Source organism: Streptomyces sp. NPDC054770 (genome assembly GCF_053611985.1).
Genome location: NZ_JBSHBL010000036.1, coordinates 61,775 through 83,457, shown reverse-complemented (window position 1 = coordinate 83,457; position 21,683 = coordinate 61,775). Strand labels below are relative to the sequence as shown.

Genomic DNA, 21,683 nt, shown 5'->3' with positions numbered 1-21,683 from the left:
GGGAAAGGGGTGGTGCCGGCTCAGGAGTGGAACGGCAGACCGGCGTCGGCGACCAGGTCCAGGTCCTCGGTGTCGTCGGCGGGCAGCAGGCTGGCCGTGCCGTCGGTGACCGGGACCACGCCCAGCTCCAGCAGCTCGGCCATGGCGGCGCTGCCGGCCATGTCCCGTACCTGGAGCTGGTAGCGGGCCGTCGTGCGGTAGGTGCCGCCCTGGTCGTCGCCGGTGCGCTGGAGGAACCCGGAGTCGGTGAGGAAGACGACCGCCTTGCCTATGATGCCGGTGGTGGAACCGGCCAGCCGGCGCGCGTCCTTGGTGGCGCCGGTCGAGCTGCGTCTGGCCCAGATCCGCCAGGCGGCCTCCAGACCGGGCGCGTCGGTGGCCGGGTCGGTGTTCTCCCCCGCCTCCTCGGCCCGCTCCTCCAGCCTCCGGCAGGCCTGCCGGACGAAGGCATCGACACCGTTGACCGTGATCCGCCCGACGTAGCCGTCGTCGGCCAGGTCCTCGGGGCGCGGGAACGCCAGTGCGGCGACGGCGAGGTGGGCGAGCCCGTGCAAGAACCGGTCGCTGCCGTCCGCGGACGTACGGCGTGCGTAGTCGCCCATGCGAACGGCGAACACCGAGTCCTCGGCGGCGGTCACGGCCATCCCCGCGCGGGGCGACACCTCCAGAACCACCAGCCCCAGCCCGGCGGCCACGGCATCGGCGAGCCGCGCGAACGGAGGGTCCTCCCGGTACCGCCGCAGCAGCTCGGTGTACTCCTGATCACGCGCGGGCTGCAACTTGGGCTGCAACCCGAAGGCGACGAGCCGCGCGGCATCGGCGGCGTCGGCCGGGGTGACGGCAGCATGCGCCGACCCGGCAGACACCTCGGCCTCAACGTACTCGCTCACGACGACAACTCCTCGATCTTGAAAGCAGGGACGCGCTGGTGCGCCCCTGCAGGGGCGCGGGGCTGTGTTGCATTTGCGGCCACCGCCGCGTGGGCGCGACCAGCCGCAGACGACCCGCACCCGGCACACGACATCACGCGGCCTCGGTCCGATCCGCAGCCATCCCCACCGCATCCAGCAAAGCAGTCCCGACGATCAGATCGGCCCCGCCGAATCCGGGGTCGTCCAGCTCCGTGCCGTCGTCCACCGCGAACAGCAGTTTCTCCTCACCCTGCCGATAGGCCGTGCCCACGGCCGGGCTGGCGGCGTGCACCGCCAGCAGAGCGACGAGGTAGGCCAGGTCCTCGCCCCCTGTGCGCCGTGCCTCCGCCAGCAGCCCCGACAACCGGCGGGGCGCGTCGGCCGGCAGGTCCAGCAACCGCATGGCGTCCGCCAGCTGCTCCTCGCTGAAGCGGCTGTCGTCCGGCGTGGCGATGAGGTCCGGCTCCGGCATCTCCGCGCCCAGGTGCTCCCGCTCCACCGGCGGCGTCAGCAATATGTCGACAAGGTCGCCCACCCGTACCGACACCGGCGTGCGCAGCCCCGTCCCGCGCGCGAAGAACGCCCCCGTGACCCGGCTCGCCTGCTCCAGGGGCAACGGCAGCAGCGGCGCGAGCAGGTGCCCGTAGAGGTCCGTCCCCGACGTCGTCATGGGCGTCGCGAAGGCCTGCCGGTCCTGCTCCGCACGGAACAGCGGCCCGGCCTCCAGCAGCCGCGACTGCAGCTGGGTGTGCCGTCGGATGCAGTCCTTGACGATGTCGACGAGTTCGGCGGCGCGCCGCTTGTTCTCGGGCTCCTCGGTCTCGTCGCGGGCCTTGCGGATGTTGGTGAGGATCGCGTTCTCGTGCCGGTAGCGGTCGGCGACGTGGTCCAGGGCCTCGGCGATCATGTCGGGAACGGCGTTGAGCCAGTCCACCGCGCGCACGTTGCGCCGGGTGGCGTCCAGGGCCCGGCGCAGGCTCTCCGAGTACTGCACGGTCCGGTAGCGGGCCTGCTCCGCGGCGAGCTGGGCGTCGGCGAGCCGGCCGCGGTTGATCAGCACCTCGAGCTTGACCTCGGCGGCGATCTGGGCGCTGGTGACGTCCGTGTCGAGGGCACCGACGAGGACGTTGACCGCCTCGTCGGTGGTCCGGAGGTACACCGTGCCGCCGGGGCCCGGCACCTCCTCGATGAGCTTGAAGTCGTAGTCCCGGCGGACGTACGAGCCGTCCGGCGCGAAGGTGCCGTACACAGCGCGGAAGCCGCGGTCGACGCTGCCGACGTTGATCAGGTTCTCCAGGACCCAGCGGGCCACGCGCTCGTGCTCGGCGACGGGGCGGTGCGGGGTCTGGGCGGAGATGCGCGGGATCAGCCGGGCGACGATCTGCTCGTGGTCGGCGCCGGTGTCGAAGTCCATGTTCAGGGTGACCAGGTCGATGGCGGAGAGCGCCACCTCGGCCATGCCGTAGACCGAGTACTCGCCGGCCAGGTTCGCCTTGCGGGCGTCGAGGTCGTGCAGCGGCGCCGTGCAGGCGAGCGCGCGCAGCCGCCGCGCCAGCCCCTCGTCGGCGGCCGGCCCCGGGGCGGGGCGCGGCCCCGCGCTGAGCTGGGGCGGAACGCTGTCCGTCGATGCAGGCGAAGTCACGGTGCACAGACTAGGTCCTGGGTCTGACATCGGCCCAAACGACGCGGGACGGCTCCGCCGGGAGCGCCGGGCAACTGCAGGTGGTGCGTCAAAGTGCGGGACGTCTGTGGCTGGTCGCGCAGTTCCCCGCGCTCCTGAAGGGGCGCTTCAGTGCGGGGCGGTTCATTGCGGGGCGCTGTCCACTCGGCGGCGGTAGACCTCCACCACTCGTTCCAGGGAGTCCGTGAGGTACGTCTCCAGCAGGTGCTCGGCGCCTTCGCTGTCGCCGCGCTCCAGCGACTCCAGGATCTCCTGGTTGCGGGCCAGGTACGGCTCGTGCAGGGCGTGGGGGTCGTCGACCACGTGGAACGCGAGGCGGAGTTCCGCGAAGACGCTGCGCATCAGTTCGTCGGTGCGTTCGCTGGCGGCCAGGGCGACCAGTTCCCGGTGGAAGTGGATATTGGCCGTACCCACCGCTTTCCAGTCATCCGCGGCGGCCGCCGACTGCCCCTCGTCGACCGCCGCCGACAGGCTCTCCAGGGCGTACGGCGGCTCGCCGAGACCGCGCACGACGGCGCACTCGACGAGGGCGCGGGTGCGGTAGATGTCCTCGACGTCCTCGACGGTCAGGACCCGGACGAAGACGCCCCGGTTGAGTTCGTGGACCAGCAGGCGTTCGTGGGTGAGCAGCCGGAACGCCTCGCGCAGGGTGTTGCGGGAGACGCCGAGCGCGCCGCCGATGCCGTCCTCCGACAGGCGGGTGCCTGGCGGGAAATAGCCCTCGGCGATCCGGCTCCTGAGGATGTCGGAGACCCGTTCGGCGGTGCTGGTCCGCCCGAGGAGGGCGCGGTCGTCTGCCAGTCCCGTCAGCTGCTCTGCCATGCCCGGAATTCAACCGCAGACACAGGAACGAAACAACGTGGGTATTGAAGGATCGTTGAACGATCCTCTACGGTGCTCATCACGCTCACCTTGGCAGGGCCGTCGACACGGCCCTGGGTACGGCCCCGCACTGCTCAGTTCCCGCACCCTCCGTCCCTCATCTGCGAGGTGCCCATGAGCACGACCCCTCCACCGCAGGCCCTGACCTCCGACGCACACCCGGGCAAGGGTGAACGCACCGCCGAGGACGGCGCGTTCGGCTGGCTGCGCGCCCTCGGCCCGCGCGGCCGGCACGCGTTCGCCGGCGCTTTCGGCGGATACGCCCTGGATTCCTACGACTACTTCACCCTGCCGCTGAGCATGGTCGCGCTCGCGGCGTACTTCGGTCTGGACAGCGGCCAGACCGGCCTGTTCACCACCGTCACCCTGGTGGTCTCCGCGGTGGGCGGCGCCGCGGCGGGCGTGTTCGCGGACCGGGTCGGCCGGGTCCGCGCGCTGATGATCACGGTGGTCACCTACGCGGTCTTCACGGTGGCCTGCGGCTTCGCGCCCAACTACGAGACGCTGCTGGTGTTCCGCGCTCTCCAGGGCCTCGGATTCGGCGGCGAGTGGGCGGTCGGCGCGATCCTGGTCGCCGAGTACGCGAGCGCCCGGCACCGCGGCCGCACGCTGGGCGCGGTCCAGAGTTCCTGGGCCGTCGGCTGGGCCCTCGCCGCGATCGTGTACACGCTGGTCTTCTCGTTCGTCGGCGAGGACCTGGCCTGGCGGGTGATGTTCTGGACCGGCGCGCTGCCCGCGCTCCTCGTGGTGTGGCTGCGCCGCCGGGTGCACGACGCCCCGCAGGCGGTCGCGGTACGCGAACAGAGCCCGCGGCGCGGCTCGTTCGCCGCGATCTTCCGGCCGGGCACGGCCGAGGCGCCCGGGCTGCTGCGCACCACGGTCTTCGCGGGCCTGCTGTCCACGGGTGTCCAGGGCGGCTACTACACACTGGCGACCTGGGTACCGACGTATCTCAAGACCGAGCGCGGCCTGTCGGTCGTCGGTACCGGCGGGTATCTGACCTTCCTGATCTCGGGAGCCTTCCTCGGCTACCTGACCGGCGGTTACCTCACCGACCGGCTGGGCCGGCGCCGCAACATCTGGCTCTTCGCGGTGCTGTCGGCAGTCTGCGTGCTGGCGTACGCGAACATCCCGGGCGGCGCCAACACGCTGCTCCTGGTGCTCGGTTTCCCGCTCGGCTTCTGCATGTCGGCGATCTTCAGCGGCTTCGGTTCGTACCTGAGCGAGCTGTACCCGACGGCGGTGCGCGGCACCGGCCAGGGCTTCACGTACAACGCGGGCCGCGCGGTGGGCGCGATCTTCCCGACCCTGGTGGGCTTCCTGGCCGACAGCTGGGGCGTGGGCGGCGCGCTGGTCTTCGGCGCGGCGGGCTACGCGCTCGCGGCCCTGGCCCTGTTCGGACTGCCGGAGACGCGCGGGAAGGAACTGGCGTGAACCGTACGGAAGATCCGCTTCTCACCCTGGCCACGGACGACCGTCCCGTCGCCCTCGTCGACGAGCACGCGCGCGCGTGGAGCCCGAGAAGCGCCCGGGCCCGCTTCCGGGAGGGCCTCACGGGCCCCACGGCCGGGGTCGCGGCCGGTCACACGCAGGCCAACCTGATCTCGGTGCCCGCCGACTGGGCGTACGACATGCTGCTGTTCTGCCAGCGCAACCCGAAGCCCTGCCCGGTGCTCGACGTCACCGACGCCGGTGCCACCGGCACCGTGCTCGCGGAGGGCGCGGACCTGCGTACCGACCTGCCGCGCTACCGGGTGTGGCGGGACGGGGAGCTGGTGGACGAGCCCACGGACGTACGCGGGTACTGGCGGGACGACCTGGTGTCGTTCCTGCTCGGGTGCAGCTTCACCTTCGAGTGGGCGCTGGCCGCCGCCGGGGTGCCGATCCGGCATGTCGAGCAGGGCCGGAACGTACCCATGTACGTGACCAGCCGGCCGTGCCGTCCGGCGGGACGGCTGCGGGGGCCGATGGTGGTGTCCATGCGCCCGGTGCCGCCGCGGTATCTGTCGGCCGCGATCCGGGAGAGCAGTCTGCTCCCGGCGGTGCACGGCGGCCCCGTACACTGCGGCGATCCCTCGGCGCTCGGCATCGACGACCTCGGCCGGCCCGACTTCGGCGACCCGGTGGACGCCGCCCCGGACGACATCCCGGTGTTCTGGGCCTGCGGGGTGACCCCGCAGGCGGCGGTGACGGCCTCCCGGCCGCCGTTCGCCATCACGCACGCGCCGGGCCAGATGTTCATCAGCGACGCCCGCGACGAGCAGTACCGCGTGGCCTGAGAGGAGAAACAGCCCAGCCATGACCTCGATCGACCTGAACGCCGACCTCGGCGAGGGCTTCGGCCGCTGGCGGCTCACCGACGACGAGCAGCTGCTGTCCGTTGTGACCAGCGCCAATGTGGCCTGCGGCTTCCACGCGGGGGACGCGGCCACGATGCGGCGGGTGTGCGCGCTGGCCGCCGAGCGCGGAGTGACGATCGGCGCCCAGGTGTCCTACCGGGACCTGGCGGGGTTCGGGCGGCGCACGATGGACGTGCCGTCCGCCGAGCTGGCGGCCGAGGTGGCCTACCAGATCGGCGCCCTCGAGGTCTTCGCCCGTGCGGCCGGCGCGCGCGTGGCGTACGTGAAGCCGCACGGCGCCCTCTACAACCGGGTCGTGCACGACGAGGAGCAGGCCGCCGCGGTGGTCGACGGCGTGCTCCTCGCGGACGCCTCGCTGCCCGTGCTGGGGCTGCCCGGTTCCCGGCTGCTCGCGCTGGCGCGGCAGGCGGGGCTGCCGGCCGTCACGGAGGCGTTCGCGGACCGCGCGTACACCGACGAGGGGACGCTGGTCCCGCGCGGGCGCGAGGGCGCGGTGGTGAGCGACCCGGAGACGGTCGTGGAGCGCTCGGTGGAACTCGCGCGCTCCGGCGCTGTCACCTCGCACTCCGGCGCTCGCATCGCCGTGCGCGCCCGCTCGCTCTGTCTGCACGGCGACACCCCGGGCGCCGTGGAGCTGGCGCACAGGGTGCGCGCGCGGCTCGCGGCGGCGGGCGTGACCGTGGCGGCCTTCGCATGAGGACGAGCACGGGCACAGGCACGGGCGCGGGCACGAGCCAGCAGCCGGCCACGCCCATGACGGTCCACCTGGTCGGCGACGACGCCCTCCTCGTGGAGGTCGGCTCCGGCGCGGAGGCCCAGGCCCTGCACGCCGAGTTGCTGCGCCGCCGCGCGGAGGGCTCGCTCACGGTCCGCGAGATCGTGCCCGCCGCCCGCACGGTCCTGCTCGACGGCCTCGACGACCCGGCCCGCCGGGCCGCCGAACTGGCCGCCACCGTCCTCCCGCCCACTCCCCCACGCACGCGTGCGGCCGTCGAACTTCCCGTGCGCTACGACGGCCCGGACCTCGCCGAGGTCGCCGCGCACTGGCGGGTGCCCGAGCGGGAGGTGGCCCGCATCCACGCGGAGACCGAGTTCACGGTCGCCTTCTGCGGCTTCGCGCCCGGCTTCGGCTACCTCACCGGGCTTCCGGCCCGCTACGACGTGCCGCGCCGGGCCACCCCGCGTACCGCGGTGCCCGCGGGCGCGGTGGCGCTGGCCGGGCCGTACACCGGTGTGTACCCGCGTTCCTCGCCGGGCGGCTGGCAGCTGATCGGGACGACGGAGGCGGTGCTGTGGGATCACACGCGCGAACCGGCCGCGCTGCTGGCGCCGGGGACGCGCGTGCGGTTCGTGCCGGTGGGGGACGCATGACCGACCGCGCGCTCGTCGTCGTACGGGCCGGTGCGCTGACCACCGTGCAGGACCGGGGGCGGCCCGGGTACGCGCATCTGGGGGTGCCCCGTTCCGGGGCGCTGGACGCGCCCGCCGCGGCGCTCGTCAACCGGCTGGTCGGCAACGGCCCGGACGCGGCCGTTCTGGAGACGACGCTCAACGGGTGTGCCGTGCGGCCGCGTTCGGCCGTCGTGGTGGCGGTCGGCGGTGCGCCGTGCCCCGTCACGGTGGGCGGGCGTCCGGCGGCCTGGGGCGCGCCCGTCCCGGTGGCGGCCGGGGAACTGCTGGAAGTGGGAGCGGCCCGCTCCGGCGTACGGAGCTACGTGGCCGTCTCCGGCGGGATCGCCGTGGAGCCGGTGCTGGGCAGCCGGGCCACGGATCTGCTCTCCCGGCTCGGTCCGGCGCCGCTGGCGGACGGCGCGGTGCTGCCTCTGGGCGCGCCCTCGGGCCCGCACGCGCGCGTGGACGTCGTACCGCAGCCGTCCCCGCCGGCGGAACTCGTGCTGCGCGTGACACTCGGCCCGCGGGCCGGCTGGTTCACACCCGCGGCGGTCCGGGCGTTCACCTCGCGCGCGTACCGCGTGTCCTCGGCGAGCAACCGCATCGGGCTGCGCACGGAGGGGCCCGCCCTGGAGCGAGCCCGTCCCGGTGAACTCCCCAGCGAGGGCATGGTCCTCGGCGCCGTGCAGGTGCCGCCGGACGGCCGTCCGGTGGTGTTCCTGGCCGATCACCCGACCACCGGCGGTTATCCGGTCATCGCGGTGGTGCGTGCCACCGACCTCCCAGCGGTGGCCCAGGCGGTCCCGGGCATCCCGGTCCGCTTCGTGGCCGTACGCCGTCGCTGAACCGCCGTACGTCGTCGCCGGACCGTCGCAGCGGCCCCGTCACGCCGCCTGGTCAGGCGGCGTCGGCGGGCCGCTCCGGCGGCTGGAGGGCGGCCAGCGCGGCGGAGACCGCGGCGGACGCGCTCAGGTCCAGGCGGGCGCTGGTGCCCCTGCGGCGGTGCCGCATCTCGTTGACGGCCAGCCGCAGCAGCTGGGGCAGCAGGTCCCGGCAGCGCCTGATCACCCAGGCGGTGCCGGCCGTGGCCAGCCAGACGAGACTCGCCTTCCTCGTCGGCGCCGGGAACTCGGGCTCGGGGGACGGCGGCGTCCCCGTGGCCATGCCCAGCGGGGCGAGCAGGGCGTGGAAGCGGACGGCGAGCTGCCGGTGCCCGCGCTCGCCCGGGTGCAGCCGGTCCGCGCTCCACATCTCGCGGTCGGTGAGCCAGGCGCCCTCGGACGCGTGCAGATGGACCGCCCCGTACCGCTCGGACAGGGCGTGCACCACCATGTTGACCGCACGCCCCCGGCGGGCCAGCGGACGGGACAGGGCGCCCGGGAGCCCCCACATCGAACCCGGGTCGGGCAGGCACGCCGTGAGCAGGGTCGCGCCCTGCGCGGTCAGGGCCGCGTAGACCTTGTCGAGCCGTTCGGCCACCGCCTGGATGTCGAACGTGCAGCGCAGGGTGTCGTTGACGCCGATGACGACGGCGACGATGTCGGGGCGCAGTTCCAGCGCGGCCGGGGTCTGGCGTTCCAGCACGTCCCGGGTCTGCGCCCCGCTGACCGCGAGGTTGGTGAACTCCACGTCCTTCGCGCCGAGTCCGCCGGCCAGCAGCGCGGCCCAGCCGCGCCAGCCGTCACCGGCGGGATCGCCCACGCCTTCGGTGAGCGAGTCCCCGAGCGCCACGAAGCGAACCGCTCTCATGCCACGCCCTCCGGCACGACACGACGGACCGGTACCGTCGTTCCGTTCTCGTCACGACGGCACAGCACCGGCGCGTCGTGCGCGGCGAGGAAGGCCTCCACTGCCGTTCCCCAGCCGAAACACTCCGCACGCGCGCGTGCCGTTTCCCGGCGCTCGGCGCAGGGCCGCTCCAGGAGCATCTCCACGGCGTCGGCGAACGCCTCCCCGCGGTCGGCCGCGATGGCCCCGGCGGACCCGATCACCTCGGGCAGCGCGGAGGAGGCGCTGGCGACCACGGGTGTCCCGCAGGCCATGGCCTCCAGGGCGGCCAGCCCGAAGGTCTCCGCGGGACCGGGCGCCAGGGCGACGTCGGCGGACGCCTGCAGCGCGCCCAGGGTGTCCCGGTCGGAGACGTGCCCCAGGAAGGTGACCGGCAGCCGGCGCTCACGCGCCCGCTGTTCCAGCCGCGCCCGCAGCGGCCCGTCGCCGGCGACGACCAGGACCACCCGGCGCCCGCGCCGTACCAGCGCCTCCACGGCGTCGACGGCGGTGCCGGGCCGCTTCTCCACGGACAGCCGGGAGCACATGACGAGCAGTGCCTCGTCCTCGCGTGCGTACTGCGCGCGCAGTGCTATGTCACATAGCGCCGGGTGGCGGCCCGCCAGGTCGACCCCCAGCGGAGCGCGCACGACATTGCGCGCGCCGATGCGGATGAACTCGCGCTCGGCGAACTCGGTGGTGCACACCACGCGCGCGTACGTGTGCGCCGTACGGATGTTGAGCGCGTCGGCGGTGCGCCGGGACAGGTTCTCGGACATGCCCCAGGTGCGCAGGACTCCGTCGGCGGTCTCGTGGGAGACCATCACGGCGGGTATCCGGGCGCGCCGGGCCCAGCGGCCGGTCCAGCGCAGGGTGGTGCGGTCGGAGACCTCCAGGCGGTCCGGGGCGAGGTGCTCCAGGAGGTTCTGCACCCGCTTCTTGTCGGCGAGGACGCGGTAGCCGCCGGTGCCGGGCAGCAGCGGGCCGGGCAGCGTGATGACCCGGCCCTGCTCCTCGACCCGGTCCGAGTAGCGCTCGCCCGGCACGATCAGGACCGATTCGTGCCCCGCCGCCACGAAGCCCTTGCCGAGCTCGCGCAGGGCGGTGCGCAGACCGCCCGAGGACGGGGCGACGAAGTTGGCCAGCCGGACGATGCGCAGGGGGCCGGGCGCGGAGACGCTCATGCCGCCACCACCGGCCGACGCGCCGCGAGCACGTCCTCGTAGTGGCCGATCAGCTGGTCTCCGACCGCGGCCCAGGTACGGCCTTCGACCGTGCTCCGCGCGGCGTGGCCGAACGCGGCCCGCATCCCGGAGTCGGCGACGAGGGAGGCCACGGCCTCCCGTACGGCACCGGCGTCGCGCGGCGGGACCAGGAACCCGGTACGGCCGTGGTCGACCAGGTCGATCGGGCCGCCGGCGGCGGGCGCGACGACCGGGACGCCGCTGGCCATGGCCTCCTGGACGGTCTGGCAGAACGTCTCGAAGGGGCCGGTGTGCGCGAAGACGTCGAACGAGGCGAAGATCCGGGCGAGGTCGTGGCCGGTGCGGCGGCCGAGGAAGACAGCGCCGGGCAGCGCCTCGGTGAGGTGGGCCTGACTGGGCCCGTCGCCCACGATCACGACCTTCACGCCCTCCAGGCCGCAGACCCCGGCGAGGAGTTCGATCTGCTTCTCGGGGGCGAGACGGCCGACGTAGCCGACGATGACCTCGCCGTTCGGGGCGATCTCGCGGCGCAGCGCCTCGTCGCGGAACTCGGGACGGAAGCGGACGGTGTCCACACCGCGCTGCCACAGCTGGACGCGGGGAACCCCGTGCGCCTCCAGGTCGCTGATCGAGGCGGTGGACGGGGCGAGGGTGCGGTCGGCGGCGCCGTGGACGGAGCGGATCCGGCGCCAGGCGGCCGCCTCGCCGGCGCCCACGTAGGTCCGGGCGTATCCGGCCAGGTCGGTCTGGTAGACGGCGACGGCCGGGATGCCGAGCCGGGCGGCGGCGGCCATGCCGCGGACGCCGAGGATGAAGGGGCTGGCCAGGTGGACGACGTCGGTGCGGTGCTCGATCAGCGCGGCGGCGAGCTTGCGGCTGGGGAGGGCGACGCGGACCTGGGGATAGCCCGGGAGCGGAAGGGAGGGGACGTGGACGACAGGGCACGGCGCGGCGGACGCGTCGAGCCTGTTGCCGGGAGCGGGGGCCGGTGCGACGACGAGGGGAGCGTGACCGCGATCGACGAGGTGTCGGGCGGTCTGGAGCGCGCAGTGGGCCACGCCGTTCACATCGGGGGGAAAGGATTCGGTCACGATGACGACACGCATACCGGTGTTGTCGCCGCGCTGGACGTGGCCGCGTCAAAGTGGATCTTTCCGGTGGTTAAACGTCCCATGAGCGTTGCCCTGCACACCCGAGCGGGCCAGCCGGCGTCCATGTCCGGCCGCCCCATCGGTCACCGGTTGTTCATCCGGCGGGCGGTCGTTCGGGTATGGAACGTGTGCGGGATCCCCCGTGGTTCCCGTGGTGGCGCAGTTCTTCTCGGCAGTGGGCCGGCGGCAGTGCTATGTCACATGGCAGCGGCGTCCGGTCCGATACGGCTGCGTACGGCCGTCTGGACCTCCGCCTCCTCGGCGGGGTCGGCGGCGAGCCGACGGAGCTGTTCCACGACGCGGGCGTCACCGGTCTCGGCGTGCCGGGCGGCGAGTTCGCGGGTGGTCTCCTCGCAGTCCCACAGGCATTCGACGGCGAACCCGGTGGCGAAGGAGGGGTCGGTGGCGGCCAGGGCGCGGGCGGCGCGGCCGCGGAGGTGGGACGAGGCGGTCTCGCGGTAGACATGGCGCAGGACGGGTGCGGCGCAGACGATGCCGAGCCGTCCGGTGCCGTCGACGAGGGTCCACAGCGTCGGCGCGTCCGGGCCTTCGCCGCGTACGGCTTCCCGCAGCGCGGCGAGGACCAGTTCGCTGTCCTTGGTTCCGCCCCGGCAGGCCAGCATCCGGCCGGCGGCGGCGCCCAGGGCGTCGGGCCGGCGGGCCCAGCCGCGGGCCCGGTCGACGGCGGCGATACTGCGCATGCGTTCGAAGGCGTCGACGGCGGCCTCCACGACGGCGGCCGTGCCGTCGATCACCGCGGCTTCGATCAGGTTCAGCGCGTCGGGGTCGTTGCTGTCGGCGAGGTAGCGCAGGGCCGTGCAGCGGGCTCCGTCGCTGCCGTCCTTGGCGGCCTGGAGAATCTCCGGCCGGTCCTCGGGTCCGGCGACGGCGGCCAGGCAGCGGGCGGCCGGCACATGGAGGGCCGCGCCCCGCTCGACGCCCTGCTGGGCCCACTCGAAGACGGCCTGCACGCTCCACCCCGGACGGGGCCCGGTAGGTCGCATCTGGCGCTGCCAGCGGTCGAAACAGCCGGTCTCCTGGGCGGCACGCACGCGCGTGGCGATCGATTCCCGGGAGTCCTCGGCCCACAGCCGCCAGGGCCGCGGTTCGAACGCGTCGCGTACGGCGGCGGCCAGCTCGGCCTCGCCCTCGGCATCCGTGGTGAAGCGTGCGAGCACCGGGGCGGCGAGGGCACGCAGGCCCGCGTCGTCGTCGCGCAGCGCCAGCTCGTCCAGGGCCCAGGCCCAGTTGGAGCCCGTCGCGGCGTACCTGCGCAGCAGTTCGAGAGCGTCCCGCCTGCCGTAGGAGGCGAGGTGCCCGAGCACCGCCAGCGCGAGGCCGGTGCGGGACTCCTCGTCGTCCAGGACGTCCTCGGGGTCGAAGAGGTGCGCCTCGATGGCGTCCAGCTCGCCGTGCAGGTCGAGGTAGAGCCGGGCGTAGTACAGGGAGCGGTTCTCCACCTGCCAGTCGTGGCGGGGATCGCGCAGCACACAGTGGTTCAGCGCCGCGAGCGCTTCGGCGCGCGGGGCGGTGAGCGCGTGCAGCGTGCCGTCGCCGCGGCCCCGCTGAAGCAGGCCGAGCAGCGTACCGCTGGGCGCTATGACCGGATCGAACATGGGAAACAGCCTCACATCAAGCGTCGACGCAACCGGAGAACACGCACTACCTGGCCGCGTGACACAACGTCGGAGCGCCCGCCGTCTCTTGCTTGCTGTAGACCATTTCTCTCTGCCTCTCGTCAGTGGCCCATGCGGGCCGCATCACGGCCCGCGCGGTGCGGCAACACCTGCCCAGCCATCGCGTCCGTGAATCACGACGTCATGATGACTCGGCACTTCGACCTGCCGCGACCGAAATTTCGGCGGCCCTGTACCGCCTCCCCCGTTTTGTGTGTTTTAGCTGGTCAGAACAGATGGGTCAGGAGGTACCGAACAGTTCCAGAACCTCCGCCTTGCCGAACATGCGCGCGGTGTCGACGGCCGACGGAGTGCCCGCCGCCGGGTCCGCACCGGCCTCCACCAGCGCCTTGACCACTTCCGTCTCGCCCTTGAAGACCGCTCCGGCGAGTGGTGTCTGGCCTCGGTCGTTGACCCGGTCCGCCTCGGCGCCCCGGGCGAGCAGCTCGCGCACCGCGTCTGCGTGCCCGTGATAGGCGGCGAGCATCACGAGGGAGTCCCCGCGGTCGTTGGTGAGGTTGGCCGGAACGCCCGCGTCGAGGTACGCCACGAGCGCCTCGGTCCGCCCCTGCCGGGCCAGATCGAAGATCTTGGTCGCCAGCTCCACGACTTCGGGGTCGGGGGCTTCGCTCATCGACCGGACCGCCTCTCCTGTGTGCTGCGGGGACTTCCGTGGACGGGTGGAGCGTACGGCAACGGACGGGCCGTGGGGCCGTACGAGTGAATCGCCAGCGTACTGGCACAGGGTGAACATGACCGGATCTGCCCGAGGTAAAGATCACCCCAGCCCCGCCGAACGATCACATTCCCGCACCGGAAGGCGACCGACCCGGTCAGTCCAGGCCAGGAACGATCCGCCAATTGGGGGAAATTCCCAGAATTTCACCCAATTGCACCTTTAATCATATAGATACCTGCTGTGATCCTGGAAGAACTCATGGTGACTGTCCCCCTTCGACACCAGGAGATCTCAAATGATCCTCTCCATCTCAGGCGTCATCGTGCTCGGCATCGTCGTCTTCCTCTTCTTCCGCAAGGACGGACTGAAGCCGTCGCACGCCACGGCCTCGGCACTCTTCGGCTTCTATCTCGCCAGCACGGCCATCGCACCGAGCATCAAGGCAGGCGGCGAGAGCCTCGCGAGCCTGCTCGGCGGCATCAAGTTCTGACGCCCCTCCCGACCGCACGCACCATCAGGAGACAGCAGTGGCCCGGCGCCCTCTCCCCCGCATTCTGAGCAACGGCACCGCACAGCTCGCCCGAAGCCGGGAGCTGGCCCGGACGGCTGCCGACAACGCCACCGACGTCCTCCACCCGCTCATCACCGTGACCCGCGGACTGAGCCGGCTGGCCTCGGCCGGACGGCACCGGTGGGCGGAGACACCGAAGGACAAACGCGGATCACTGCTGTTCCTGGTGGCCTCGGTCGTCCTGGTCGTGGCCCTGGTGCCGTACGGACCACTGCTCGCCGTCATCACCCTGATGGCGGCGAGCGCCTGGCACGGCCGCGAGCGCACCGCACCCCCGCCGGAGGGCCCCGACGAGTCGCAGACCCAGCGGCTCCAGTCCCTGTACGAGGCCCTGGTGCCGTACTTCTCGGCAGCCGAGGACCCGGCGCCGCTGTACGCACACGGCGGGGAGTGGGAGAAGGCCTTCCTCGCCCACGAGTTCGACGACGCGGGCCGCCTCGGCCAGCTCCTGCTCCGCTACCCCGCGTACTTCCCGGACGGCGAGCCCACGGCCCGCACCCGGATCGAGAACCTGCTCACCGCGAAGTCCGGGCGGGGCCGCGAGTACCACTTCGCGTGGGACGAGGAGGGCAACCGGCTCACGGTGACCGTCCTCGCCCCGCTGCCCACCGACATCACCGCCCAGCGCTTCGTCACCGCGCCGGGCGAGACGGTCCTCGGGTTCACCGACCCCAGCGAGGTCCAGCGCACACTGCCGCTCGCGTACGGCGACGAGCAACGGGACGTACCGCCGGTCGTCTGGCGCACCGGTGCCCGCTCCACCGAGCCGCACCTGCTGGTCATGGGCCGGCCCGGCAGCGGCACCTCGACCCTGCTGCGCTCCGTCGCCCTGCAGGCCCTCCAGTACGGCGAGGTCCTCATCGTCGAGGGCGGCGGCACCGGCGAGTACCTGTGCCTCGGCGGCCGGGACGGGGTCCTCGGCGTGGAGTGCGGGCTCGCCGGGGCGCTGGCCGGCCTGGAGTGGGCCACGAACGAGACGGAGCGGCGGCTCATCGCGCTCAACCGCGCGCGCCAGGCGGGGCATCCGCCGCCGGACGACTGCCGGCGGCCGCTGTGGATCCTCCTGGACCGCCCCAGCGCCTTCGTCCACCTGGCCGCGGCGGACGGCCACCAGGATCCGCAGACCCTCCTCCAGGTCCCCCTCCGGCACGGCCGCGCGGCGAACGTCACCGTGGTGGTCGCCGAGCAGCTCGACAGCGCGGACGCGTTGAGCGAGGCGGTGCAGCAGCACACACGCGCGCGTGTCGTCCTGGGACCGGCGCTGCCGGACGAGCTGGCGGCGGCGCTGGGGGCTCCGCCGCACACGACGCCGTTGGCCCAGGTGCCGCCGGGGCGGGGGTACGCGCGGCTGGGGCACGGGCCGGTACTGCGGCTTCAGGTGCCGGCGACGCCGGATCCGTACGACGACGCGACGAGCGAGGTGGACCGGGAGGCGGTACTGGCCTTGTTGCCGCCGAGGAGTGAGGTGGTGGAGCAGGCGGAGGTGCCTCTGGAAGCGGCGGTCGCCGAGAGCTGAGGCGGGGGTGGGACGCTTACCGGCGCCGGCAGGGTGCCGCTGCGCCCACCCGTGCCGCCCTGCGGCACGCCTGCCCGCAGCTATGTCTGCCCCCACGCACCAGCGGCCGAAGCGCTACCGGCTACGCCACAAACGTCCGCGGCGCCTCCGCGTTCCCCCCGCTCACCCCCGCCTCCACCAACCGCGCCGCCGCGGCCAGCCGGGTCGCCGCCTCGTCCGCCACCGCTCCGCCCACGGTGAACGGGAGCCGCACATACCCCTCGAAGGCCCCGTCGACCCCGAACCGCGGGCCGGACGGGACGCGTACCCCCACCCGCTCCCCCGCCTCGGCCAGCCGCGAGCCGGACAAACCACCGGCGCGCACCCACAGGGTCAGTCCGCCCTTCGGTACCTCGAACTCCCACTCGGGCAGCTCCCGCCGTACCGCCGTCACCAGCGCCTCCCGGTTCTCCCGGGCCTGGGCCCGGCGCAGATCGACGGCCTGGGCCCAGCCCCCCGTGCTGAACAGCCAGTTCACCGCCAGTTGCTCCAGCACCGGCGTGCCCAGGTCGGCGTAGGCCCGCGCGGCGACCAGGCTGCGGATCACGTCGGGAGCCGCCCGGACCCAGCCGATGCGCATGCCCGCCCAGAACGCCTTGCTGGCCGAGCCGACGGTGATGACGGTGGAGCCCGCCGGGTCGAAGCCGCACACCGGGCGGGGCATCTCCACGTCGTCGTCCAGCCACAGCTCGCTCATCGTCTCGTCGGCGACCAGCACCGTGCCCGCCGAGCGGGCCGCGTCCACCAGCCGGCGCCGCTGGTCGTCGTCGGCGAGCGCCCCGGTGGGGTTGTGGAAGTCGGCGACCACGTACGCGATCCGGGGCGCCGCCTCGCGCAGGACCTGGCGCCAGCGGTCCACGTCCCAGCCGCCCAGCCCCTCGGCCATCGCCACCGGCACCAGGCGGGCGCCCGCCTCCCGCATCAGCTGGAGGATGTTGGCGTACGACGGCGACTCGACGGCGATGCGCTCGCCGCGGCCGCCGAAGAGGTGGCAGATCGCGTCGATCGCGCCCATCGCACCGGTCGTGACCATGATCTGCTCGGGCATGGTGGGGATCCCGCGCGCCGTGTAGCGTTCGGCGATCATCGAACGGAGGACGGGCAGTCCGGCAGGGTAGTCGCCGTGGGTGTGGGCGTACGGCGGGAGTTCCTCCAGAGCGCCCTGGACCGCGCGGGTCAGCCACGGCTCGGGGGCCGGCAGGGCGGCGCAGCCCAGGTCGATCACCGAGCCGAGCGCCTCGGGGGGCAGGGGTTCCAGGCCGCGGGCCGGGATCGGGTTGCCCGCCGGGACCGCGGTCCAGCTTCCGGCGCCCCGGCGGGACTCCAGGAAACCCTCCGCGCGCAGCGCCTCGTACGCCGCCGCCACCGTCGTACGGCTGACGGACAGGGCGAGGGCCAGTTCGCGTTCGGCGGGCAGCCGGGCGGCGACCGGGACCCTGCCCTCCAGGACCAGCAGCCGGATGCCGTCGGCGAGGGCGCGGTAGGCGGGCGGACGGCGGGTGCCGGGGCCGGCCGGGCGGTCCTGCTGCGAGTTGAGCAGCCGGGCAAGCTGCGCGGCCCCCACCGCCGAGGTCCACTGCGCCATGCGAATCAGTCCACCTTCCCCGAATTGGCCATGGATGGCTTTCGCCGTCAAGCCACAGAGTGACATGAGTCAGTCCACCTTTACCACCAGGGGGGTATCCCTTGTCCACGCAAGGCCGTCTCGGGCGACGGTTGGTCCAGCTCTATGCGGGGCTCACGCTGTACGGCGTGAGTTCCGCTCTGCTCGTCGAGGCGGGCCTCGGCCTTGAGCCCTGGGGCGTGCTGCACCAGGGGCTCGCCGGGCACACCGGACTGAGCATCGGCACGGTGTCGATCGTCGTGGGGGCGGCCGTGCTGCTCCTGTGGATCCCGCTGCGCCAGCGGCCGGGCCTCGGCACGGTCTCCAACGTGTTCGTCATCGGCCTCGCCATGAACGCCGCGCTCGCCCTCGTCCCCGAGGTGCACGGGTTCGCCGTGCGGATTCCGCTGATGGCGGCCGGCATCGTGCTCAACGGGGCGGCGACCGGCCTGTACATCGCGGCGAGCTTCGGACCCGGTCCCCGGGACGGTCTGATGACGGGGCTGCACCGGCTCACCGGCCGGTCGATCCGGCTCATCCGGACGGCGATCGAGGTCGCGGTGGTCGTCACCGGGTTCGCGCTCGGCGGGACCGTCGGCGCCGGCACCCTGATCTACGCCGTGTCCATCGGCCCGCTCGCGCAGCTGTTCCTGAAGGTGTTCGCCGTCCCGGCGGCATCCGTCGGCAGCACGGTCGTTGCCACGGGGTCACCCGAGCGCGCGATACTTCGTCCGTGAGCACGCCGATTCGCCACCCGTACCTGGACCACCCCGGCCCCATCGCCTTCGCCCATCGGGGCGGAGCCGCGGACGGCCTGGAGAACACCGTGGCGCAGTTCCGGCGCGCGGTCGAGCTCGGCTACCGGTACATCGAGACCGATGTGCACGCCACGGCGGACGGCAGGCTGGTCGCCTTCCACGACGACACCCTGGACCGGGTCACCGACGGGGCCGGCCGGATCGCCGACCTGCCGTGGGAGGACGTACGGCACGCGCGCGTGGCGGGCCGCGAGCCGCTCCCCCTCTTCGAGGAGCTGCTGGAGGAGTTCCCGGACGTCCGCTGGAACGTGGACGCCAAGGCGGAGCCTGCCCTGCGGCCGCTTCTCGACCTGATCGAGAAGACGGACGCCTACGACCGGGTGTGCGTGGGTTCCTTCTCGGAGGCGCGGGTGCTGCGGGCGCAGCGGCTGGCCGGGCCGCGCCTCGCCACCTCGTTCGGCACCCGCGGCGTGGTCGGGCTGCGGCTGCGTTCCTGGGGGCTGCCCGCGGCGGTGCGCCGGTCGGCGGTCGCGGCACAGGTGCCCGAGTCCCAGTCGGGGGTCCAGGTGGTCGACCGGCGCTTCGTGCGCGCCGCCCACGCGCGCGGGCTGCACGTCCACGTCTGGACCATCAACGAACCCGAGCGGATGCACCGGCTCCTGGACCTGGGAGTCGATGGCATCATGACCGATCACATCGACACGTTGCGTGAGGTCATGCAGAAGCGCGGCGTCTGGTTCTGAGGCGCGCGGGCGGTACTGCTGCGGGAAGGGCAAGGGCACGGGTGGGCACCGAAACCGTGCGGACGGGGGTCTTGGACGAGGCCGCCGAGCTGCGGCGCGAACAGCGCGGCTGGTACTTCTACGACTGGGCGTGCTCGGTCTACTCGACCAGCGTCCTCACCGTGTTCCTCGGCCCGTACCTCACGTCGGTCGCCGACCACGCGGCGGATGCCGACGGCTACGTGCATCCGCTCGGCATCCCGGTCCGGGCGGGCTCCTTCTTCGCCTACTCGGTCTCCCTGTCGGTGATCCTCGCCGTCGTGCTCATGCCCCTGGTGGGCAGCGCGGCCGACCGCACCGGCCGCAAGAAGCAGCTGCTCGGCGCGGCCGCGTACACCGGGGCCGCGGCGACGACGGGCATGTTCTTCCTGGACGGCGACCGCTATCTGCTCGGCGGACTGCTGCTGATCGTCGCGAACGCCGCCCAGTCCGTCGCCCTGATGCTCTACAACTCCTACCTCCCCCAGATCGCCCCTGCGGAGGAACGCGACACCATCTCCTCGCGGGGCTGGGCCTTCGGCTACGCGGCCGGTTCGCTGGTGCTGATCGTCAACCTGGTCCTCTACTCCGCGCACGGCTCCTTCGGCCTCTCCGAGACGGAGGCGGTCCGCATCTGCCTGGCCGGGGCCGGCCTGTGGTGGGGTGCTTTCACCCTCGTACCGCTGCGGCGGCTGCGGGACCGGGGCGGCCGGGCGGCCGAGGCGACGGCGCCGGGGCTGCGTCAACTCGCGGCGACCGCCCGGGACATGCGTCGCCATCCGTTGACGCTTTCCTTCCTGCTGGCGTACCTCGTCTACAACGACGGCATCCAGACCGTGATCTCCCAGGCGTCCGTCTACGGCTCCGAGGAACTCGGGCTCGGCCAGTCGACGCTCATCGGGGCGGTCCTGCTGGTGCAGGTACTGGCCGTGGCGGGCGCCCTGACGATGGGACGGCTGGCCAGGACGTACGGGGCCAAGCGCACCATCCTGGGCTCGCTGGTGGCCTGGACGGTGACACTGGCGGCCGGGTACTTCCTGCCGGCCGGGGCACCGGTGTGGTTCTTCGTCCTCGCCGGCGGCATCGGCCTCGTCCTCGGCGGCAGCCAGGCCCTGTCCCGCTCGCTGTTCTCACATCTCGTGCCGCCCGGAAAAGAAGCCGAGTACTTCGCGGCGTACGAGATGAGCGATCGGGGGATGAGCTGGCTGGGACCTCTGTTGTTCGGGATCACCTACCAGCTGACCGGGAGCTACCGGTCGGCGATCATCTCGCTGGTGGCCTTCTTCGTCATCGGGTTCGCGCTGCTCGCGCGGGTACCGGTGCGACGGGCGATCGACGAGGCGGGCAACCCGGTCCCGCAGAAGATCTAACAGAAGATTTAGCGTTCAACGCGAAAGGGCGGTAGTGTACGCGTTTGGCCTGCCAGGCGTACCGTTACTGCGCGTCAAAGATGCCGAAACGCTGGGTGACATCCGTTAACAGATGTGACAAACCGGGCGCCGGTGGGTACAACAAGGGGCGGCTACGACGGCGACGCATGACCCGGAACGGGAATCTTTACCGCCGACCGGACGTTGACCGGATGACGACGACAGCGACACCTGTCCTGTGGGCGACAAGCCCGGGAGGCACGATTCATGAGTGAGCGAGCTCTTCGCGGTACGCGCCTCGTGGTGACCAGCTACGAGACGGACCGCGGTATCGACCTGGCCCCGCGCCAGGCCGTGGAGTACGCATGCGAGAAGGGACATCGCTTCGAGATGCCCTTCTCGGTCGAGGCGGAGATCCCGCCGGAGTGGGAGTGCAAGGTCTGCGGGGCCCAGGCACTTCTGGTGGACGGCGACGGCCCTGAAGAGAAGAAGGCCAAGCCCGCGCGTACCCACTGGGACATGCTGATGGAGCGGCGCACCCGTGAGGAACTCGAAGAGGTCCTTGAGGAGCGTCTGGCGGTTCTGCGTTCCGGGGCGATGAACATCGCGATTCATCCCAGGGACAGCCGCAAGTCGGCATAGTTCCGGCTAGTTCCGTGTAACGGAAGCCGACACAACAACCGAGGGCGCCGTACGTTCTGTGAACGTACGGCGCCCTCGGTTGTCCAGGGGCCGTCCCTGGCGGGGATCGTCAGCGGGTCAGCGGCGGCCGCTCTCCCGCCGGCTCGTCCCCCGGCTCGGGGCCGTCGTTCCGGATGATCACCTCGCCCTGGACCACCTTGCCGTCCGGGCGGTGCATGCGGGCCTGCTGGAAGGCGTTGCCCAGGGTGCCGGGGGCCGCGGCGCTGAGCTTGCGGTCGAGGGTGCGCTCCGCGAGGCGGGAGACCGCCTTCTGGACCGGCGGCAGCAGGAGCAGCAGGCCGAGGGCGTCCGACACCAGGCCGGGGATCATGAGGAGCAGGCCGCCCAGCATCATCAGGCCGTTGCCACCGCCGCGCTCCGGGGAGCCGCCGCGCTGGATCGCTTCGTTGAGGCTCTGGAAGGCGCGCCGGCCGGCGCGCTTGATGACCACGGAGCCGGCGACGAGGCCGGCCACCAGCAGCAGGAACACGGTCATGCCGCCCGCCGCGCCCGCGACCACCGTCAGCAGCCAGATCTCCAGCACCAGCCACACCGCGACACCCAGCGGCAGGTATCTGCCGAGCCGGGAGCGCCGGGGCCGGGTGGTGTACGGAGGGGTCTGCGCGCCAGTCGTCATGCTCCCAGTGTGCCTGGGCCCGGCTCAGTGCGGCATAAGGGGA

At 72.8% G+C, this 21,683-nt stretch carries 21 protein-coding genes; 11 read left to right on the top strand and 10 right to left on the bottom strand.

Going from position 1 to position 21,683, the window contains the following annotated elements:
- Positions 1-20: 20 nt before the first annotated feature.
- The 3 genes from ACWGKQ_RS28300 to ACWGKQ_RS28290 all read right to left on the bottom strand — a co-directional run bounded on the left by ACWGKQ_RS28300 (position 21) and on the right by ACWGKQ_RS28290 (position 3,414).
- Complete coding sequence (locus ACWGKQ_RS28300; protein ID WP_453294787.1) at positions 21-890, bottom strand: hypothetical protein; 870 nt, start codon at positions 888-890, stop codon at positions 21-23.
- A gap of 133 nt (positions 891-1,023) precedes the next feature.
- Positions 1,024-2,553 (bottom strand): hypothetical protein, encoded by a 1,530-nt coding sequence (locus ACWGKQ_RS28295; protein ID WP_453294786.1) that lies wholly within the window; start codon positions 2,551-2,553, stop codon positions 1,024-1,026.
- Positions 2,554-2,715: 162 nt separating this feature from the next.
- The gene (locus ACWGKQ_RS28290) at positions 2,716-3,414 is read right to left on the bottom strand and encodes a GntR family transcriptional regulator (RefSeq protein WP_453294785.1); all 699 of its coding nucleotides are present in this window, start codon (positions 3,412-3,414) and stop codon (positions 2,716-2,718) included.
- A gap of 174 nt (positions 3,415-3,588) precedes the next feature.
- Here ACWGKQ_RS28290 and ACWGKQ_RS28285 point away from each other — a divergent pair, with 174 nt between their 5' ends.
- From ACWGKQ_RS28285 to ACWGKQ_RS28265, 5 genes are read left to right on the top strand one after another with little or no spacing between them, the layout of a single operon-like run.
- Positions 3,589-4,908 carry an MFS transporter gene (locus tag ACWGKQ_RS28285; protein WP_453294784.1) on the top strand — a complete coding sequence of 440 codons (1,320 nt, stop codon included), beginning with the start codon at positions 3,589-3,591 and terminating at the stop codon, positions 4,906-4,908.
- Entirely contained in the window at positions 4,905-5,753 is an 849-nt protein-coding gene (locus ACWGKQ_RS28280) for a putative hydro-lyase (protein ID WP_453294783.1), read from the top strand. Before ACWGKQ_RS28285 ends, ACWGKQ_RS28280 begins: the two co-directional genes overlap by 4 nt.
- Positions 5,754-5,772: 19 nt before the next feature.
- Positions 5,773-6,531, top strand: a complete 759-nt coding sequence (locus ACWGKQ_RS28275; protein ID WP_453294782.1) for a LamB/YcsF family protein — start codon at positions 5,773-5,775, stop codon at positions 6,529-6,531.
- 56 nt (positions 6,532-6,587) lie between these two features.
- The gene (locus ACWGKQ_RS28270) at positions 6,588-7,205 is read left to right on the top strand and encodes a 5-oxoprolinase subunit B family protein (RefSeq protein ID WP_453294811.1); all 618 of its coding nucleotides are present in this window, start codon (positions 6,588-6,590) and stop codon (positions 7,203-7,205) included.
- Positions 7,202-8,071 carry a 5-oxoprolinase subunit C family protein gene (locus ACWGKQ_RS28265; RefSeq protein ID WP_453294781.1) on the top strand — a complete coding sequence of 290 codons (870 nt, stop codon included), beginning with the start codon at positions 7,202-7,204 and terminating at the stop codon, positions 8,069-8,071. The genes ACWGKQ_RS28270 and ACWGKQ_RS28265 overlap by 4 nt, the downstream gene beginning before the upstream one ends.
- Before the next feature lie 52 nt (positions 8,072-8,123).
- Here ACWGKQ_RS28265 and ACWGKQ_RS28260 read toward each other — a convergent pair whose 3' ends face one another.
- The 5 genes from ACWGKQ_RS28260 to ACWGKQ_RS28240 all read right to left on the bottom strand — a co-directional run bounded on the left by ACWGKQ_RS28260 (position 8,124) and on the right by ACWGKQ_RS28240 (position 13,659).
- Entirely contained in the window at positions 8,124-8,975 is an 852-nt protein-coding gene (locus tag ACWGKQ_RS28260; protein WP_453294780.1) for an SGNH/GDSL hydrolase family protein, read from the bottom strand.
- Complete coding sequence (locus ACWGKQ_RS28255; protein WP_453294779.1) at positions 8,972-10,177, bottom strand: glycosyltransferase; 1,206 nt, start codon at positions 10,175-10,177, stop codon at positions 8,972-8,974. The genes ACWGKQ_RS28260 and ACWGKQ_RS28255 overlap by 4 nt, the downstream gene beginning before the upstream one ends.
- On the bottom strand, positions 10,174-11,304 hold the full coding sequence (locus ACWGKQ_RS28250) for a glycosyltransferase family 4 protein (RefSeq protein WP_453294778.1): 1,131 nt from the start codon (positions 11,302-11,304) through the stop codon (positions 10,174-10,176). The genes ACWGKQ_RS28255 and ACWGKQ_RS28250 overlap by 4 nt, the downstream gene beginning before the upstream one ends.
- 242 nt (positions 11,305-11,546) lie before the next feature.
- Positions 11,547-12,965, bottom strand: a complete 1,419-nt coding sequence (locus ACWGKQ_RS28245) for a HEAT repeat domain-containing protein (RefSeq protein WP_453294777.1) — start codon at positions 12,963-12,965, stop codon at positions 11,547-11,549.
- Between the two features lie 301 nt (positions 12,966-13,266).
- Positions 13,267-13,659 carry an ankyrin repeat domain-containing protein gene (locus ACWGKQ_RS28240; protein ID WP_453294776.1) on the bottom strand — a complete coding sequence of 131 codons (393 nt, stop codon included), beginning with the start codon at positions 13,657-13,659 and terminating at the stop codon, positions 13,267-13,269.
- A gap of 340 nt (positions 13,660-13,999) precedes the next feature.
- Here ACWGKQ_RS28240 and ACWGKQ_RS28235 point away from each other — a divergent pair, with 340 nt between their 5' ends.
- Complete coding sequence (locus ACWGKQ_RS28235; protein ID WP_089103318.1) at positions 14,000-14,194, top strand: hypothetical protein; 195 nt, start codon at positions 14,000-14,002, stop codon at positions 14,192-14,194.
- 37 nt (positions 14,195-14,231) lie between these two features.
- A complete protein-coding gene (locus ACWGKQ_RS28230; RefSeq protein WP_453294775.1) occupies positions 14,232-15,791 on the top strand; it encodes a hypothetical protein in 1,560 nt (519 codons plus the stop codon).
- Positions 15,792-15,912: 121 nt separating this feature from the next.
- On the opposite strand, the gene ACWGKQ_RS28225 is transcribed toward ACWGKQ_RS28230, so the two are convergent.
- Positions 15,913-17,415, bottom strand: coding sequence for an SCO1417 family MocR-like transcription factor (locus ACWGKQ_RS28225; RefSeq protein ID WP_453294774.1), 1,503 nt, complete (start codon positions 17,413-17,415; stop codon positions 15,913-15,915).
- 101 nt (positions 17,416-17,516) lie between these two features.
- Between ACWGKQ_RS28225 and yczE the strand changes: the two genes are divergently transcribed.
- The 4 genes from yczE to ACWGKQ_RS28205 all read left to right on the top strand — a co-directional run bounded on the left by yczE (position 17,517) and on the right by ACWGKQ_RS28205 (position 20,964).
- A complete protein-coding gene (yczE, locus tag ACWGKQ_RS28220) occupies positions 17,517-18,170 on the top strand; it encodes a membrane protein YczE (RefSeq protein ID WP_453294773.1) in 654 nt (217 codons plus the stop codon).
- Complete coding sequence (locus tag ACWGKQ_RS28215) at positions 18,167-18,934, top strand: glycerophosphodiester phosphodiesterase (RefSeq protein ID WP_453294772.1); 768 nt, start codon at positions 18,167-18,169, stop codon at positions 18,932-18,934. Before yczE ends, ACWGKQ_RS28215 begins: the two co-directional genes overlap by 4 nt.
- 41 nt (positions 18,935-18,975) lie before the next feature.
- Positions 18,976-20,322, top strand: coding sequence for an MFS transporter (locus tag ACWGKQ_RS28210; RefSeq protein WP_453294771.1), 1,347 nt, complete (start codon positions 18,976-18,978; stop codon positions 20,320-20,322).
- 267 nt (positions 20,323-20,589) lie between these two features.
- Positions 20,590-20,964, top strand: coding sequence for an RNA polymerase-binding protein RbpA (locus ACWGKQ_RS28205; protein WP_010046329.1), 375 nt, complete (start codon positions 20,590-20,592; stop codon positions 20,962-20,964).
- Between the two features lie 109 nt (positions 20,965-21,073).
- Here ACWGKQ_RS28205 and fxsA read toward each other — a convergent pair whose 3' ends face one another.
- The gene (fxsA, locus tag ACWGKQ_RS28200) at positions 21,074-21,640 is read right to left on the bottom strand and encodes an FxsA family membrane protein (RefSeq protein ID WP_453294770.1); all 567 of its coding nucleotides are present in this window, start codon (positions 21,638-21,640) and stop codon (positions 21,074-21,076) included.
- Positions 21,641-21,683: the final 43 nt, after the last annotated feature.